The organism is Chamaesiphon minutus PCC 6605, assembly GCF_000317145.1.
GTDB lineage: Bacteria > Cyanobacteriota > Cyanobacteriia > Cyanobacteriales > Chamaesiphonaceae > Chamaesiphon > Chamaesiphon minutus.
On the sequence record NC_019697.1, the window covers coordinates 2,336,854 to 2,351,959 of the forward strand.

Annotated in this window: 16 protein-coding genes; 7 read left to right on the top strand and 9 right to left on the bottom strand. The window is 44.6% G+C overall.

What is annotated here, in order from left to right:
• Positions 1-125 precede the first annotated feature (125 nt).
• Genes CHA6605_RS10800 through CHA6605_RS10810 form a run of 3 tightly spaced genes read left to right on the top strand, consistent with a single transcriptional unit; the run spans position 126 to position 956 of the window.
• Positions 126-401 (top strand): hypothetical protein, encoded by a 276-nt coding sequence (locus CHA6605_RS10800; RefSeq protein WP_015159496.1) that lies wholly within the window; start codon positions 126-128, stop codon positions 399-401.
• Complete coding sequence (locus CHA6605_RS10805) at positions 398-772, top strand: type II toxin-antitoxin system PemK/MazF family toxin (protein ID WP_015159497.1); 375 nt, start codon at positions 398-400, stop codon at positions 770-772. Before CHA6605_RS10800 ends, CHA6605_RS10805 begins: the two co-directional genes overlap by 4 nt.
• Positions 762-956 carry a type II toxin-antitoxin system TacA family antitoxin gene (locus CHA6605_RS10810; protein WP_051038817.1) on the top strand — a complete coding sequence of 65 codons (195 nt, stop codon included), beginning with the start codon at positions 762-764 and terminating at the stop codon, positions 954-956. Before CHA6605_RS10805 ends, CHA6605_RS10810 begins: the two co-directional genes overlap by 11 nt.
• A gap of 137 nt (positions 957-1,093) precedes the next feature.
• On the opposite strand, the gene CHA6605_RS10815 is transcribed toward CHA6605_RS10810, so the two are convergent.
• The gene (locus CHA6605_RS10815; RefSeq protein WP_015159498.1) at positions 1,094-3,484 is read right to left on the bottom strand and encodes a DUF5682 family protein; all 2,391 of its coding nucleotides are present in this window, start codon (positions 3,482-3,484) and stop codon (positions 1,094-1,096) included.
• Positions 3,485-3,636: 152 nt separating this feature from the next.
• Here CHA6605_RS10815 and CHA6605_RS10820 point away from each other — a divergent pair, with 152 nt between their 5' ends.
• Both CHA6605_RS10820 and CHA6605_RS10825 read left to right on the top strand, forming a co-directional pair.
• On the top strand, positions 3,637-4,569 hold the full coding sequence (locus CHA6605_RS10820) for a putative 2OG-Fe(II) oxygenase (protein ID WP_015159499.1): 933 nt from the start codon (positions 3,637-3,639) through the stop codon (positions 4,567-4,569).
• A gap of 92 nt (positions 4,570-4,661) precedes the next feature.
• The gene (locus CHA6605_RS10825) at positions 4,662-6,065 is read left to right on the top strand and encodes a transposase (RefSeq protein ID WP_015158689.1); all 1,404 of its coding nucleotides are present in this window, start codon (positions 4,662-4,664) and stop codon (positions 6,063-6,065) included.
• 253 nt (positions 6,066-6,318) lie between these two features.
• On the opposite strand, the gene CHA6605_RS10830 is transcribed toward CHA6605_RS10825, so the two are convergent.
• Both CHA6605_RS10830 and CHA6605_RS10840 read right to left on the bottom strand, forming a co-directional pair.
• Complete coding sequence (locus CHA6605_RS10830; RefSeq protein WP_157259959.1) at positions 6,319-7,620, bottom strand: hypothetical protein; 1,302 nt, start codon at positions 7,618-7,620, stop codon at positions 6,319-6,321.
• Positions 7,621-7,860: 240 nt separating this feature from the next.
• On the bottom strand, positions 7,861-9,078 hold the full coding sequence (locus tag CHA6605_RS10840; RefSeq protein ID WP_015159501.1) for a DUF2252 domain-containing protein: 1,218 nt from the start codon (positions 9,076-9,078) through the stop codon (positions 7,861-7,863).
• Between the two features lie 83 nt (positions 9,079-9,161).
• On the opposite strand from CHA6605_RS10840, the gene coaE reads away from it, so the two are divergent.
• Positions 9,162-9,749: a dephospho-CoA kinase gene (gene coaE, locus CHA6605_RS10845; RefSeq protein WP_015159502.1), complete on the top strand. Its 588-nt coding sequence runs from the start codon at positions 9,162-9,164 to the stop codon at positions 9,747-9,749.
• On the top strand, positions 9,746-10,255 hold the full coding sequence (locus tag CHA6605_RS10850; RefSeq protein WP_015159503.1) for a hypothetical protein: 510 nt from the start codon (positions 9,746-9,748) through the stop codon (positions 10,253-10,255). The genes coaE and CHA6605_RS10850 overlap by 4 nt, the downstream gene beginning before the upstream one ends.
• Positions 10,256-10,306: 51 nt before the next feature.
• Here CHA6605_RS10850 and CHA6605_RS34050 read toward each other — a convergent pair whose 3' ends face one another.
• The 6 genes from CHA6605_RS34050 to CHA6605_RS10875 all read right to left on the bottom strand — a co-directional run bounded on the left by CHA6605_RS34050 (position 10,307) and on the right by CHA6605_RS10875 (position 15,103).
• Entirely contained in the window at positions 10,307-10,444 is a 138-nt protein-coding gene (locus tag CHA6605_RS34050) for a hypothetical protein (protein WP_157259960.1), read from the bottom strand.
• Between the two features lie 217 nt (positions 10,445-10,661).
• Positions 10,662-10,991, bottom strand: a complete 330-nt coding sequence (locus CHA6605_RS10855) for a 30S ribosomal protein PSRP-3 (protein WP_015159504.1) — start codon at positions 10,989-10,991, stop codon at positions 10,662-10,664.
• A gap of 223 nt (positions 10,992-11,214) precedes the next feature.
• The gene (locus CHA6605_RS10860) at positions 11,215-11,619 is read right to left on the bottom strand and encodes an ExbD/TolR family protein (protein ID WP_015159505.1); all 405 of its coding nucleotides are present in this window, start codon (positions 11,617-11,619) and stop codon (positions 11,215-11,217) included.
• 185 nt (positions 11,620-11,804) lie between these two features.
• Positions 11,805-12,437 carry a MotA/TolQ/ExbB proton channel family protein gene (locus CHA6605_RS10865; protein WP_015159506.1) on the bottom strand — a complete coding sequence of 211 codons (633 nt, stop codon included), beginning with the start codon at positions 12,435-12,437 and terminating at the stop codon, positions 11,805-11,807.
• 2 nt (positions 12,438-12,439) lie between these two features.
• A complete protein-coding gene (locus CHA6605_RS10870) occupies positions 12,440-13,477 on the bottom strand; it encodes an MORN repeat-containing protein (RefSeq protein WP_015159507.1) in 1,038 nt (345 codons plus the stop codon).
• A gap of 75 nt (positions 13,478-13,552) precedes the next feature.
• The gene (locus CHA6605_RS10875; protein ID WP_015159508.1) at positions 13,553-15,103 is read right to left on the bottom strand and encodes an energy transducer TonB family protein; all 1,551 of its coding nucleotides are present in this window, start codon (positions 15,101-15,103) and stop codon (positions 13,553-13,555) included.
• Positions 15,104-15,106: the final 3 nt, after the last annotated feature.

Here is a 15,106-nt window from a genome sequence, read left to right on the forward strand (position 1 = left end):
AGCATTTGTCTTTATTTTAACGCCAAATGTCAAAGCGAACGAGATTCGATCGAGTATTTCAGATTTAGCATCATAAGTGATGTATAATTAGTCATCATTTAATAGTTGTATATTGGCATCAAAATATGAGTAATACAACTACCCGCACGACGATCGCTTTACCTACGGCGTTACTGGTGGCAACAGATCGAGCCGTTACAGAGGGTAAAGCAAAGAGCCGCAATGACTTAATCGCTAGAGCGATTCAACGAGAACTCGCACTGATACGACGGGCAGAAATCGATGCCGATCTCGCCCAGATGGGGAGAGATCCTGAATATCAAGCTGAAGTACTCCAAATGGAAGCGGAGTTTGCTGTCGCCCAATGGGAAGCTCTACAGACTGTTGAGACACAAACATGAAACGCGGCGATGTTTATAATGTGAGACTAGATCCGGTAGAAGGTTCGGAACAAGGCGGATCTCGTCCGGTAATTGTGGTCAGTCGTAACGCGATTAATGCTAATAGCCCGACAGTATTAGCAATTCCTTGTACCACCTATCGCCCTGGCAAACGAATTTATGCGACCCAAGTACTAATTGCTGCGCCAGAAGGTGGTTTGAGTGCGGATTCTATTGCATTAGCAGAACAGGTGCGAATTTTATCAAAATCGCGGTTTGGTGACTATCGGGGTAGTCTGTCCATCGAGATTATGGAACAGATTTCCACAGCCTTAGCGTTAGCACTAGATTTACCGACAAGAGAAGATTTCGAGCAAATTTATGAAAATTAGACAAGCAGCACTCGAAGCAGCTAAGCAAATGCTGGAAACAGAACGGACGATCGTTTTATCCAAACGGGATGCTCTGAAAGTCTTCGATCTACTCAAAAATCCGCCTGCACCAAACCAGCAAATTTTAGCTGCTATCGAGAAACATCGTGTATTTATTCGTGAAAATCATCGAGCCGCTGAATAAGTCCCAGAATCGAGGGCAATTCGAGCGAGTGTTACATCCCTTAGTCCGCGCAGGCGACGCGCGCTCCTCGGGTTTCCCGAGGGTTTAGCGCGTCAAGACAGCGGACTTTGCATCACCAGCAACGATTTAAATCGTTGTTACCTGTTTCTAGCATTACCACCCCGAATGCCATAACGATCGAGTAATCCAAACAACCGCGATTCAAACGCGATCGCATCCACCGCGACATCGGCACCCAGCGGGATATTTAACAGATCGGCGGTAGATAATTCCCCCGCTTCGGTCGATTGCACCAAGGTTTGGGCGATGTTATTTTTCTCGCGGGGGGCGAAGTAAGAAAAGGCTAATCGCAAGGCGGGTAATGCTTCGAGGAATTCATCGTCGCTATAGGCAAGGAGCAATTCGTCGATGCTCAGAACTAGATGCGAATCTCGTTGGGTTGTCTCTCTGGCTAGCTGAAAAAGACCCGTGAGAAAGTCGCCTAATTTTTCGGGTTGGGCGTAGTAGCGGAGGGTTGCGAGAATGCGTGCCATCGGTGTTTCGCCGAGTATCCATAAGGCACCAATTGCCCCGCCGCGTATGCTGGGTAATTGTTGCACGTCTTGGCTGACTCGATCTAGGATCTGAATAAATTGCGATCGATAGGGCGTGAGTAAATGTCCCGCTCTTTCGTAAGCTTCGAGCAGATTTCCCAATCCTTTGAGTAGTAAATCTTCCTCTCCCGTCGGGGTGCCCAAACTAGCTAACAGCCACAATCCCCGTCCAAAAGCTTCGACTAGAAGTTCGGCGATGTGTTCTTGCTTGGCAGTGCCGAGAACTTCATCGTAACGATAGAAATAGAGTAAGTGATGGAGCGATCGAGCTAACGAGAGGAAATTTCCCTCTTGGCGGATGAGTTCGATCAGTTTATCGGAAAACTCCAAACATTCATCAACGCCTGCTAGAGCGGCATCTAGAAGCAAGAGAGTGGCTGTTTCGGCATTGCGTTCGATTGAATTGGCGCGTTCTTGGAGTTTGGCGATCGTGGCTTCGATGACGGTTGCGCCATAGATTGAGGCTTCGATGCTGCTAGAGTCAAAATCAGGAGTCCAATGAAGTTGCCAGCGTTCCCAGATTTTGGTGAGATCGGTGTGGGTAGTAAAATCGGTACCGTCGGTGCGCCCAATGCCGTGGATTTGAAGCAGGCGGAGGGAATGGAGTAAGGCGGATTTAGTGCGCTCTGGCGGCGATTCTGCTTGCAGATCGGGAGTCAAATCGAGATCGATCGATCTTTTAGTTGCAGTGGGAAATAGCTCTAAGGCTTGCAGGCGTTGATGTAAGTCGGTAACTAATGGGGGGAGCGGCGTACCGGGTGCGAGTCTACCGCGATCGCGCCCTCGGAATACTTGGTAAACTGCTGCTAGAAAGGGATGAGTCCCCGTCTGTCCCATGTCTTCTTTGACTAATCCACCGATGACCCCATCGATCAGATCCGATCTCCAGATTTCGGCATGTCCGCGCAAGTCTGATAAACCTTGGGCGAGGGTTTGGACGGCAATTAGATCGGCGGTACTGGCGATTTGTTTTTGCTTGCGGAGGGATTTGACAACTTGTTGGAGCAGGGTAGCAGCGATGTTTGTCGATCCGGTTTGGCGATGCGCCCAGACAGCATGATAGAAGCCAGGATTGGGCATTCCTGAATTGTAACCAGTCAGATTGTCCAGTCGATCGTAGTTATAAGGTGTAAGGGCGATGCCTTGGTTGACGATCTCTTTGCTACCAGCCAGCATTTGTGGTAACAAGCCTCGTGTGGGTGGATTGGCGATCGATCGAGGATCTTTCAAGGCTGCATGGAGTGCAGAACTATGGAAGCCACCAGTAATGACTAGAATTTGACCGGAGTAAAGAGCTTGTGCCGCCTGAATCTGCTCCACCATAAATGCTTCGCGCTCTAAATCCGAGGTGGAAATGCCCGCATCGGTTTGACGTAGATGCCAACAAAATTGATGACAGCGTTCCAAATATTGGGCGAGGGTTAAAGCTGGATCGATTTCGCACAGCGTATCCCAGAGCGCGTCAAAATCGGCAACACCCAATTTCTCGCACAGGGTATGAATATAATCGCTACGTTTGAGGGCTTCATCGCTGTAGCAATTCTCGATCGTTCTAGCCGTCGTTCGCTCGCTCCAAGGTAAATCGATAAATTTAACCGGAATATCTAATTCGCTAGCAGTTTGGAGAGCTTGCCATTCGGGAGAATAGATACAAAATGGATAAAATGCACCACGCCGCAGATTATCGGCGGTGTGGACGTAACTATAAATCGCGATCGGTAATTGATGGGGCAATAATAGCTCATCCAGGCGATCGTTAAAATCGCTCGGCCCTTCAATTAACACTGCGGTGGGGGGTCGATTCGGCAGAGCCGACGCTGCGCGATCGATGATTAATTGCCTTACTAATCTGGCCGCGGCGGGGCTGTGGTGCCGCACGGGAAAGAATAAAATTGGGGCATTAATATCGGTATAAATTTCAGGATCGATCGCCATTACTTAATTCCACCAAAAATACGCAGCTCGACCATCACCATCGCCATCATTCTTTTATCTGGTTGTGTAGTAACTTGTATTTTAAAATTAGCTCATGTATAATTATAGTAGTTTTGTAGTTTTTGCAAAAACTTACGCTGTAGAGGTAAATTTTGAGGGCAGCCGATCGGGATCGAATAGTCAAAATTTTAAATGTCGCAGATCTGACCTCAGAATATGTAAAGTATGGATGTGTCCGGATTCCAAAGCTACTTGATGATGATACAGTTCGATTGCTAGCACAAGAATCGCAAAAATTATTGGTAGGAGAATCGGAGCAGCTCTCGCTCGCTATAAACTTCTTCGAGCGTAAAGAATGGCAAACCTTGTTGTGGACAACGCCCCAAAATGTCACGATTTTATATGATATTTTAGGTCAGTCACCTCAACTAGATGCAGCTCTAGAATCTATTCTCGCGCACCCAATTATCGATCGACTTTTGCTTGATGTGCTGGGGACAGATTATAAAATGTGGCTGCTCCAGATCCGCAGGGCAAATCCTGGCTCGGATTGCTTGCGAATCCATCAAGATCGTCCGGGGGAGACATGTTTACAAATTCTTTTAGATGATATCCCTTCTCCAGCGGGTAGCACCGTGCTCCTCCCTGGCTCAGATGTATGGCCGAGGATTATCAACTCAATGCCATTTATCGATCCGAAATATCTCGCTCCGTGGCTGAGATCGTTAACTGGCAAGAAAGGAGATGCTTGGTTATTCACGCGCACTGTTTGGCACGGTCGTTTGCAGGCTGATTCCAGAAGGTCGCAGACAGTACTGATGCTAAGTTTTCTGCCTTGTTGTGCAAACCAAAATATCGTACTACCACCACCTAATATTCTCGAACAGTTAGGGCCAAAGCTACAGGCCGCATTTCATAACAAAATAGATCTATCCGACTCTCACCTTGCTGCCACCCCAGAACTCCAGAAACTGCTCGTAGCTAATCCCCGGTTTAAATGGTGGAGTCCATGGCAATTAGCGATCGGATTATCTTATTTTTTCTCTTTGGCTCTATCAGTTTGGCGATTTTGCAAACGACGTTAAATTAGTTGATAGTTGATACTCGATGTTCAAGTTTTTGAAAACTGCTGAAGTGTATGATATGGGATGAAGGATCGGTATAGAAAGGTAAAGACATGCTACTCAATAAGCCTTTGCCCTTCATCGAAGACTTTATCAACGAATTGAACAAGGGACTGAAAAGTTACAATCCAGATGGGGGCTTGAGCAGAATTCAGCGTGGATGGATCGGATTCTGTCTGATGGGCATAATACTGACGAACAGCGTATGCTGGGCAAGATTTGAACGGGTGAGCCTGGGGAAATACAGCCTGGGAGCCTTATCATGGATGTTTCGCAAATCCAAACTGCCATGGGAGATGATGCTTCAAGTTAGTATAGCAATAGTGCTCAAGCAGTATGGTATTTCTGGAGGTACTTTGGTGACTGACGACTCAGATCATCAGCGCAGTAAGAAGACACCAAGGTTATTCAAAACCCATAAAATCAGAGACAAAGGTAGCGGGGGATATATAAATGGTCAAAACATAGTGTTATTAATACTAGTTACTGACAAAGTGAGCTTGCCAGTTGGATTTGAGGTCTATCAACCTGACCCTCAACAACAAGCATGGACAAGAGAAGATCAACGTCTGAGAAAGAAAGGTATCGCGAAAAAAAACCGCCCAGAGGCTCCACCCCATAATCCAGACTACCCAACTAAACCAGAATTAGTGTTGCGATTAATGGAGCAGTTTCGGAAGCACCACAGTCAAATCAAGATCAAAGCCGTCGTTGCTGATGCACTATATGGTCAGGCAAAATTCATGGATGCAGCATCAGGCTTATTTGGTGGAGTCCAAGTCATTAGCCAATTGCGTTATAACCAAAATATTCGTTTTCGAGGCCGAAAACAAAGCCTAAAGCACTATTTTTCAAGTTATCCGGGAGTTCCTCAAGAGTTGAGTATTCGAGGTCAACCTGCCATTACAGCCAATGTTGGAAGTATCAGAGTGGAAGTTTGTGCTCACGGAAAAAAGCGATTTGTGATTGCGCTGAAGTATCCGGGTGAGCAAGATTATCGATATTTAGTTGCTACGGATCTGACTTGGCGCACCATAGATATCATCCAAGCGTATACACTGAGATGGTTAGTAGAGGTTTTCATCGAGGACTGGAAGTCTTATGAAGGTTGGGCGCAGTTGGCCAAGCAAACAGGTAAAGAAGGGACAAGCCGTGGCCTGACCCTGAGTCTGTTGCTTGACTTATGCCTCTTGCTTCACCCGAGACAAATAGCCCGCGTTGACAGCAAGCTGCCCGCATATACTGTGGGCAGTCTACTCCGCAATCTTCAGATGGAAGCTTTGTTGTTATATTTTGAGCAGTTGCTACAAGCACCTAATCCGGTTGAGCAGTTGAATCAATTAAGTCAATCAGTTCAGGAGTTTTTCCTTTTGAGATCGTCTGGTAAACATATGAGTGGTAGAGATTTAGGTCGCTTAGAACCCACTCCCTCCCTCAATCGTCGAGCTGTAGCTTAAAAACTTGAACATCGAGTGATAGTTGATAATTGATAGTTGATAGTTGGCAGAAGGCACTACCCACCAACTAGTACTAGGCGGCGGAAATAGAACCAGTATTCTCAAATAGCTATTCACGAATTTCAATCCAAAATCCAAAATCCAAAATCCAAAATCCAAAATCAAATAGTGGGTGAATTTCTGCCGTAGCCTACTAGGTTTCAGGCATTATCATTTTCTATCGAGTAAATAATTACACATACCGACTTAATTATTACCTTTTGACGAGAATATATGCCTTGGTATATTCCGGTAGCTTGCGAATATATGTTGTAAAATCATCCTTACTATCGAACACTCCCGCCAAGAAATCTAGCTGATGTAAATTGGGTAAAAATGCCCCACCCGTATCGGCAATAATTCCCATTCGCAACTGTGGTTTACCATCGATCGAATTCTCCGTTACGACAATTCTACCCAAGCCGATATTTAGCACATCCCCGGCAAAAGTTACCCCCGGTCTGAGCGAAATTTTAGTCTCGATCGTTTGACCGTAGCCTTTAATTGCCTTGACAGGTTTAAAATACCAATATCTCTTTTGTTCTGTTGGAGCTAGACCTTTAACATAAGGGATATTATTATTGCGATCGACGTTAAAGAATGCCGATTTACCGTCGGTGAATTTAATTAAGATCGTACCTTCCATTAAGGCTGATTCCAAACCCTCGCGATCGAGATAAGCTAGCGGTTCTACGGCTCCAAATTCTTGCCCTTCCGGCTCATAGATATTTTTTAAGACATCTTGTTTGGTATATTTCAGCCGAATGGCATCGATATCGGTACCTGGTTTGAGTGCATAAATTCCGGTATTAAATTCTTTAGTTGGAGTTCGCGAACCTGGATGTGTAAATACCGCATATTTAGTCATTCGTACCCGTTTTTGCTCTGTTGCAGTAGGATTGAATGCCGTCCATTGGATCGTGCGAAAATTGGTATTTAAAAACTTAGGATCTTGCAGGCGGATCGCTCTTTTGGCTTTGATATCTTGCTGTAATGTCAGCACCATAAAGTCTAAGGTTTTGACAATATCGGCAACAGTTACTCCTTGCTTGCCCAAAATACCCTCGCGCTGGAGATCTGGATCGCTATCTAAGCTATTTTTAAAATATTTACGAGTACTTTTTAAGACTACTAATAAGTCGGGGGGATTAAATTTGACTTTACTACTCGGTAGACTTGCCGCTTTCAAAATATCTCGACTCTGAGCCATAAATTGAGGCTGCTTAAACTCATCAATGACTTGATAATCGCCAATTTGCGGCAGCATACCCGCAGATGGTAATGGTGCAATGGAGGGAATTGCTGTCGTCGGTACAGTGGCTGCTGATGGAGTGGTGGCAATAACGGAATTAGGCAAACTTGTTGCTGTGGCAGTAACACCTGGCGAGGTAGAAACTGTTGGTGTGGGAGTAATAACTGGGGCGGGAGACTGCGGTACCGATGATGTGGGTAGAGTGCGGGTACAAGCAGTTAACGCGATCGTGCCAATCCCAATTAGTAATCTAAAATATCTCACGCTGGACTTAAATTAAAGGGTTAGGGAGGTTACTTGCGGCAAGATGTACATCTCCACATCTTGCGCCATCAATCGAGATCTCTAGTTAAGTAGGGTAAAGGAAAAAGGTTAAGGGGTAAAGGGTAAAAAATATTAACAGTTAGCCTTTTGCCCCTTCCCACGTTCCCTTTACCCTCACACAACCAATAGTAAAGATATCGTGGTGCAAGATGCAAGCATCTCCAGTCGGAGTTCGATCGATTATTGCTCTAAAGTTACCTGACAAAAATCCTGATAATCGCTGTGAACTTGCCTAGCATAATTATTAGCATAAATTAGCACATCTTGTTGCCAATCTAGATTTTCGCCAAAATCGAGTAGCTCTTGAGCGATCGCCGCGCCTAATTTACCACTACTATGAAGCTGTGCAAACGCCGTGACTTCAGCCATGGTCGCGACTAATGTTTCGAGTCGATCGATCCCGATGTTAGCATCTTTTAATTCAATTTTATCTTGCGTGGGTTGGAGTTCCCTTAATAAATAGCTACTATTATTAAAATCAATTGCAGCGAGTAACGCTGGCGGTGCCGATTGCACTAATTGTTGTACCTTCATGACTCTGGTTGCCGAATTTTCCCACTGGGGTTGAACGTCACTTAAAAATGTTGGCAAGACATAGAGCGGCTGCTGTTTGAAATCGAGTAGATAGTTGCGCTCTGGCGAACCCTTACCTGCGACTAAAATTAAGTACCGATCGAGTCCTAAACTCCCGTTACCTGCAACGCGAAATCCGATATCTAAAACTTCAAAAAAATCCGCTCTATCTTGAGTTTGTGCCCAATCAAAAATTACCTGACGGACTAGCTCGTATTTATCTCGATCGATCTTTAAGATTTTATCATCATCAAATTTTAGCTGACGCCGATCGCCAATTAACTCAGTCCGTTCGTCTAATAACTCTTGGCGTTTGCGACGACCGATCTTTTTGAGTAATTCTGCAACAATGCCAAAGGCATTGTCTGCGACGATCGCACGAATACTGCCAGAGCGAAGTGTCGCCGCATATCTATTCAAATAAACCTCTGCCAATCGCTCGCCCTCGGCACAATCCAATGATAAACTTTCTGCTGCTAAAAATATACTTGTTACCAATCGCGCGACATCCCAAGTACAAGGAGCCAGCATCCCTTCATCAAAATCGTTAATACCAAAATAAATTTGACGGTCGTCGCCTTTATAAGCTCCAAAATTTTCTAAATGTAAATCCCCACAAATCCATGCATGTGGAGCTAAATTTAGACTAGACGTTACAGGTAAATCTCGATAAAATAGATGGCACGTCCCTCTAAAAAATGACAAAGCATTTTTACGCATTTTATTATACTTGCGCTCCAGCATCATCGGATCGCGCCCTGCATTAAACTCTCGAATTAATCCCCAAACATCTCTAGATTTACTATTATCTAAACGATCGTCCATGATAAAAATATTCTCAATCTAATTATCAAAAATAACTCAAAATATCAACTATCAACTATCCACTACTAACTATTCACTAGCTTATGCGTCTAATTGGAATTACTGGCGGCATTGGCACAGGCAAAAGTACAGTTACCAACTACTTGCACTCAAGATATCACTTGCCAATTTTGGATGCAGATATCTATGCGCGAGCGGCTGTCGCAGTTGGTTCGCCCATTTTAACAGCGATCGGTCAACGTTATGGTGACGATATCTTGAGATCGGATGGAACACTCGATCGTCCCCAATTGGGCGAAATTATCTTTAACAATCCAGTCGAGCGGCAATGGTTAGAATCACAAATTCATCCCTATGTCCGCCATTGCTTCGATCGAGAAATTAGTCGCCTCCAGCCAGATGCCACCGCCGTACTCGCAATTCCATTGCTATTTGAAGCCAAAATCACCGATCTAGTCACAGAGATTTGGGTAGTTAGTTGCGATCTGTCTACCCAGATCGAGCGGGTGATGCAGCGCGATCTCATCGACAAAACAGCCGCCATCAAGCGCATCGAGAGTCAGATGCCGCTTGCCGAAAAAATGGCCCTAGCAGATGTTAATCTAGATAACTCAACAAATATAACAGATTTGGAACGCCAGATCGATCTGAAGATATCAAATTCAATATGAGTAAGCTCAGAATCGAGCGCGCTATAAATTTCTTAGTATTATTTACGACCTTATTTAGCTCTCTTTCGGCGGCATTTCTCGTACTCAAGTACATCTTTAACTGGCATTATCCGATCGCAACTTTATATCGAATGTTTGCATACCATAACCAGCATCCATTTCAATACATCGCGATCGTCTCAGTCGCGTTCGGGATTGTGGGTTTGGGCTGGATCGATCGCTACGGTAGCACCACAAGCATCCAGCAGTGGCGGGAGGTCGCGATGGTCATGCTGCTGACGATCGTTATATCTAGTCCTTTCGGCGGGGTCCTATGGCAAATCCACGATATGCAGCATGGCTTTATTCCAGAGAATTATTTAGGTAAAATCTTGCAAGGGATGAGTTGGGGATTACAATATGGCTGGTTAATTGTCTTGCTTTCAACCCCAATGAATCTAATTGGCTTCACGGTTGGATATATAGTGTTAGCTCGACTAGCAAAACGTTCTAGAACCCGTAACTGACACTGCCAACTATCGCCGAAATTGCCAAACATATTTTTAAGTCGATCTCCGCTAGCTTAGTAGATCGCTCGCACTCGATTCGATCGCCACATTTGTGTCGAGCTTTAGATCGAGATAGTCGGGTAATGGGGTAAATGCTTTAAATACCCATTCGTGACAAGTTAAGGCGCGATCGCAATTGTCAAGCACGTTTGGCGATCCTTCGATCGACCGTTACATCAGATATTCAGAGATCGAATACATTAGCACTATCAATCGAGTTTTTTGATATATAGTGAGACCGAACCAACAGCCACGCTATATATGGGTGTTGACATTCGATCGAAAACCTTAACTTGTCACAGATGTTAAATACCAGATCTCCTGTGACAAACTCAGGACATCACCCAATACCCAACAGATAAATCTAGTTGCTGCCAGTAAAGATAACTTCAGGAAACTTGGCTTGAGCTTCAGGTAAGGGACGACCTTTACCTTCTTCTTGCCAGTAATTGATCACTTCAGTAGCCTGGTTGAGAATACCCACTCGATCGACTTCTGCGATCCAGTGCTTGGCTTCTAATTCGGCTTTGAGTTGTTCCCACGCATCGTTGCGAGGCCAGAAAAAATAAGCGGTGAGCGGACTCAACCCTTTTCCAACTACTTGGTCTACGGCTAAAGCAACGTTCTCATCCAACCACAGCACTTTGAGGATAAATTTGGATGTTGTTACTGGTAATGTTTCGGTTTCGGTCATATTTGCTGACTAGTTTGGCACACAATCCATAATTATACCATCTTGTTGCCGATCGAGTCTCACCTAAATTTATTTTTTAAATAGAGATCGTGCTGATTGCAGTTTTGGCGATCAGTATCCAATAAACAACTTTCTACCTGGTCGCTACAGCACATCAATCGAGGGTTAATACAAAAAGTATGTGGTTAGAAGCTATCGATCGAGTAACGATTGGGCTGACTTATTACTTCCTTTTAGTCGCAATTCCCATCTTCACCCCTGGAATTTGACGAACTCGATCCATCACTGCAACTACTTGTCCGTGACCGACTTTTTCATCCGCATTAATCACTACCAGTGCCCCCTCATTTTTAGCCCCCAGTGCCTCAATTTTGGGCGTTAAGGTGGCTAAATCTGTCGGTTGACGGTTGAGGGAGATCGCACCTTGTGGATCGATTGTCACGACTATTTTAGTTTGGTCTTGACTTTTGCCAGAACTCGCACCAGGGAGATTGACTGGCAATCCTTCAGTCCGGCTGAGGAGTAAAGATGTCATCACAAAAAAGGTTAAAATCGCGAAAATTACATCCATCAGAGGCACGATATTGACTTCGGGGGCACGGTCTTCTGCATCAGTTAGTAAGCGCATAATTTCTTATTAAGTAATAATTAATGAGTAATAAGTTTATTTTGAGATCGAGATTAAATCCTGCTCTTCGATAAATTTATGGTTGATAAAAATAAAATCAAACCTACACTTTTCAAAATAGTAGTGACAATTTGTAAATTGCCACTACTATTTGACTACTGCTATTTGAAAAGTATCTTTAATTACTAGCCTGGTTGTTGCCAATTGCGACGGTGAATTAGTTCTAACTGACCTGTGGATTCTTGAATTTGAGACAATTGCCGTTGGTATAATGCCCGAAATAAATTTGCACATAGCGACGCAATTACTGCGACGATTACGCCTGTTGCCGTACTAATTAATGCTTCAGAAATACCACCGACGACGTTATTAGAGCCAGCACCGACGCTTTGACCAATTTTCAGGGAATCAAATGAAGCAATTAAACCCGTAACAGTACCTAAAAGTCCTAAAAGTGGAGCTAACCCGATAATGGCATCAAACACACTAATAAATCGCCGCAAAATCGGAATTTCGGCATGAGATTCACTTTCTAATGCTAACCGAAATTCGTCAGGGGTAGCATCTTTTAATCCAATTCCTGCCATAAAGATTCTGGCGATCGGTAAATCGCGTTCGCGTTCGAGTTTGTCGAAGACTAACGGCGATCTGTTCTGATATAAATCTAATATTGTCCTAATCATCGGTGTTTGTCTGCGCCCGATTTTAATCCAAAAATTTAGTCTTTCGATCGCCAGCGCAATGACTAAAATCGATCCTAATAGTAGTGGGTACATCACAAACCCACCTGCATTAAAAATTTTAATTAAATTATCCATAATTATTGCATTTTCCCTGCTTTCCAAGTTCCTTCTATTTTACTACCGTTGGCAGAAGTTAATACTCCTTTGCCTTCTCGATCGCCATTTTTAAATTCGCCAGTAAATTGTTCGCCGCCTTTATATTTACAGGTAGCTTTACCATTTAGTTCGCCATTACTAAATTCTCCTTCACAACGATTTCCCTCCGTGACAATTATACCTGTACCTGCAAATTTGCTATCTTTAAATTCTCCGGTATAACTATCGCCATTTTTGAATTTATAGGTACCAGTACCATTAAATTTTCCCGCCGCGAAATCACCGGTATAATTATCGCCACTGGCTAGAGTTAATGATCCTTTGCCACTGGGAGAACCATTAACAAAGGTACCAGTATAAACATTACCATTTTTGTACTTCCGAGTCCCTGTACCTGCAAATTGTCCGGCTTTAAATTCGCCAGTATAGGTACTCTTGTCGGCAAAAGTCATCGTACCTTTACCATCTGGCTTATCATTCGCCAAATTACCTTGATAGCTATTGCCATTTTTGTATTCGCAAGTACCAGCCCCATTGAGTTGAGTATTCGTAACTATCCCGGTACAGCGATCGCCATTTTTAAAGGTAAATGTACCTTTGCCTGCGGGAGACCCATTTTTGAATTCGCCTTGATAACCGCCACCACCAGCAGCAATATAATTCCCGATACCATTGGGTTCGCCTTTGGAAAATTCGCCTTCATAGCGATCGCCATCTGGATAGATTCTTACTCCTTTACCCTCAATTTGACCGTCTTTAAATGCGCCTTGATAACTGCCGCCAGCGGCAAATGTATACTTACCAGTTCCAGAGAATTTACCATCTTTAAATGTGCCAGTATAGGTGTCTTTACTAGCATATTGGCAAGTAGCCTGACCGTTTAAAACTCCTTTGCTAACTTCGCCCTCACATTTACTCCCATCGGGTAAGGTGATACTAGCAGCGATCGCCAGATGGGTTTGACAAATTGCTGCTGCAACTCCAATTGCACCCGTGGTTAATATTCTCAAATAATTCATATAATCTCGAAAAATCTTATCAAAAAAATTTAGATCGATCGAATTTTGTTGCTCCAATTATCGCGCTCGACTGAATCATAGTAAAATATTTGCCTTGACGACTCGTTCTAATACCTTCCCTGGAGGGCTAAATTGCATTTGTTTGACTCCATCGATCGTGACTCGATCGATCGTTGAATTGCCACTAGATTTGACGATACTCGCACTGGTGACATTGCCTTGGGGATCGATGGCGATCTTAATTCGTAATTTATCTTTGCCCCCATCGCGATCTTCTAAATCTGTCAATCCGCTAATTTCGCATCTGTTAATACATTGCAGTCCAAATGCTTTTCCACCAGCATCGCCGCTGCCATTGCCAGAATTAGGTTTTAAGCCAGCACCTGGTTCTGCTCTAGTAGCACGCCAACTATTGCCTTGAGCCACGCCGCTAGGCGCACCATTATTAGCATTATTAGGACTAGAAGTATTCCCAGCTAGTCTAGTGCCTAGTTTTCCGCCGCTAGTAGGTTTACCTGCCAATCCTGACTGGTTGTTATTTGCCCTGGCAAAATCGTTATTGGTGGGGGCATTAACTTTGCTAGGTGCGATGTTACCAAAGTTATCATCACTGGCAGTATTAGGACTAGGAGTATTCCCAGCGAGTCTAGTGCCTAGCTTTTTGCCGCTAGTAGGTTTACCTGCCAATCCTGACTGGTTGTTATTAGAACCTGCAAAGTCATCGGTGGTGGGTGTTTTAATTTTGCTCGGTGCAACTTCACCAAAGTTGTCTTCGGTGGGAGAGCTAGGATTATTTGCCGCCAATTTACTAGCTAATTTACTGCTATTAGTGGGTGTGCCAGCCAAGCCCGACTGGTTGTTATTGCTGGGGGTAATTTCTTCAGTCGGCGCATTAACTTTGCTCGGTGTCACCTGCCCAAAATCTTGCTCCTGATTCGGTGTCGGTGTATCTGTCGATCGAGTAGCCAGCTTGCGATTGGGTGAGTCAGTTGCTAACCTCGATCGAGTTTCACTGACGGGCGTTTCTGGTTGAGGCTCTGTGGCTATTTTCGGCTGTTTTGGTTGGGGAGTCGTAAAAGTAGGCGATTTTGCTACTTTTGGTTTGGGTGTTACTGGCGTTGTCGCTGGTGGTTGCTCTGGCTTGAATAGTTTGTCCGGAAATGCTGGTGGAGTTACCGCTTTTAACGGTGGTTCGACAGACTTGGGTGCAGGTTTACTGGCAGTTTTGGTGGGGACTCGTTTGACGAAATTATTGAGTGCTGATGCTGTCTTGACGATCGGGACTGGCTTGGCTGGAGCTGGTTTTGGCTCTAGTGTCGCAGGTACCTTGACGATTGGGACTGGTTTTGCCACCTCTGGTTTTGGCTCTACCTTAGCGGGAGTCTTGACGATCGGAGCTACTTTTGGCTGTGGTGTGGGCTTTGCTGGTGGTTTTTCAGTATCGGTATCCACCATCGTAATTTCCATCGGCTCGTCGATCGCGGCGACAGGTTTCCACCACTGAGCGACTCCCGCGATCGCCACAATGTGGAACACTAGCGAGCCACCTACCCCAGCCAGTAAGATATTTAGCAGATTTTTGTCGGCATTCTGTCTGGATGTAGCACTGAAACTCAATTGTTCCATAAT

What these genes read in the sequence shown, in the direction of transcription:
- CHA6605_RS10850 (WP_015159503.1), top strand. Translation starts at nt 9,746, where the DNA reads ATGAGTAAGCTCAGAATCGAGCGCGCTATAAATTTCTTAGTATTATTT.
- CHA6605_RS10825 (WP_015158689.1), top strand. Translation starts at nt 4,662, where the DNA reads ATGCTACTCAATAAGCCTTTGCCCTTCATCGAAGACTTTATCAACGAA.
- coaE (WP_015159502.1), top strand. Translation starts at nt 9,162, where the DNA reads ATGCGTCTAATTGGAATTACTGGCGGCATTGGCACAGGCAAAAGTACA.
- CHA6605_RS10840 (WP_015159501.1), bottom strand. Translation starts at nt 9,078, where the DNA reads ATGGACGATCGTTTAGATAATAGTAAATCTAGAGATGTTTGGGGATTA.
- CHA6605_RS10860 (WP_015159505.1), bottom strand. Translation starts at nt 11,619, where the DNA reads ATGCGCTTACTAACTGATGCAGAAGACCGTGCCCCCGAAGTCAATATC.
- CHA6605_RS10865 (WP_015159506.1), bottom strand. Translation starts at nt 12,437, where the DNA reads ATGGATAATTTAATTAAAATTTTTAATGCAGGTGGGTTTGTGATGTAC.
- CHA6605_RS10855 (WP_015159504.1), bottom strand. Translation starts at nt 10,991, where the DNA reads ATGACCGAAACCGAAACATTACCAGTAACAACATCCAAATTTATCCTC.
- CHA6605_RS10815 (WP_015159498.1), bottom strand. Translation starts at nt 3,484, where the DNA reads ATGGCGATCGATCCTGAAATTTATACCGATATTAATGCCCCAATTTTA.
- CHA6605_RS10875 (WP_015159508.1), bottom strand. Translation starts at nt 15,103, where the DNA reads ATGGAACAATTGAGTTTCAGTGCTACATCCAGACAGAATGCCGACAAA.
- CHA6605_RS10870 (WP_015159507.1), bottom strand. Translation starts at nt 13,477, where the DNA reads ATGAATTATTTGAGAATATTAACCACGGGTGCAATTGGAGTTGCAGCA.
- CHA6605_RS10805 (WP_015159497.1), top strand. Translation starts at nt 398, where the DNA reads ATGAAACGCGGCGATGTTTATAATGTGAGACTAGATCCGGTAGAAGGT.
- CHA6605_RS10810 (WP_051038817.1), top strand. Translation starts at nt 762, where the DNA reads ATGAAAATTAGACAAGCAGCACTCGAAGCAGCTAAGCAAATGCTGGAA.
- CHA6605_RS10800 (WP_015159496.1), top strand. Translation starts at nt 126, where the DNA reads ATGAGTAATACAACTACCCGCACGACGATCGCTTTACCTACGGCGTTA.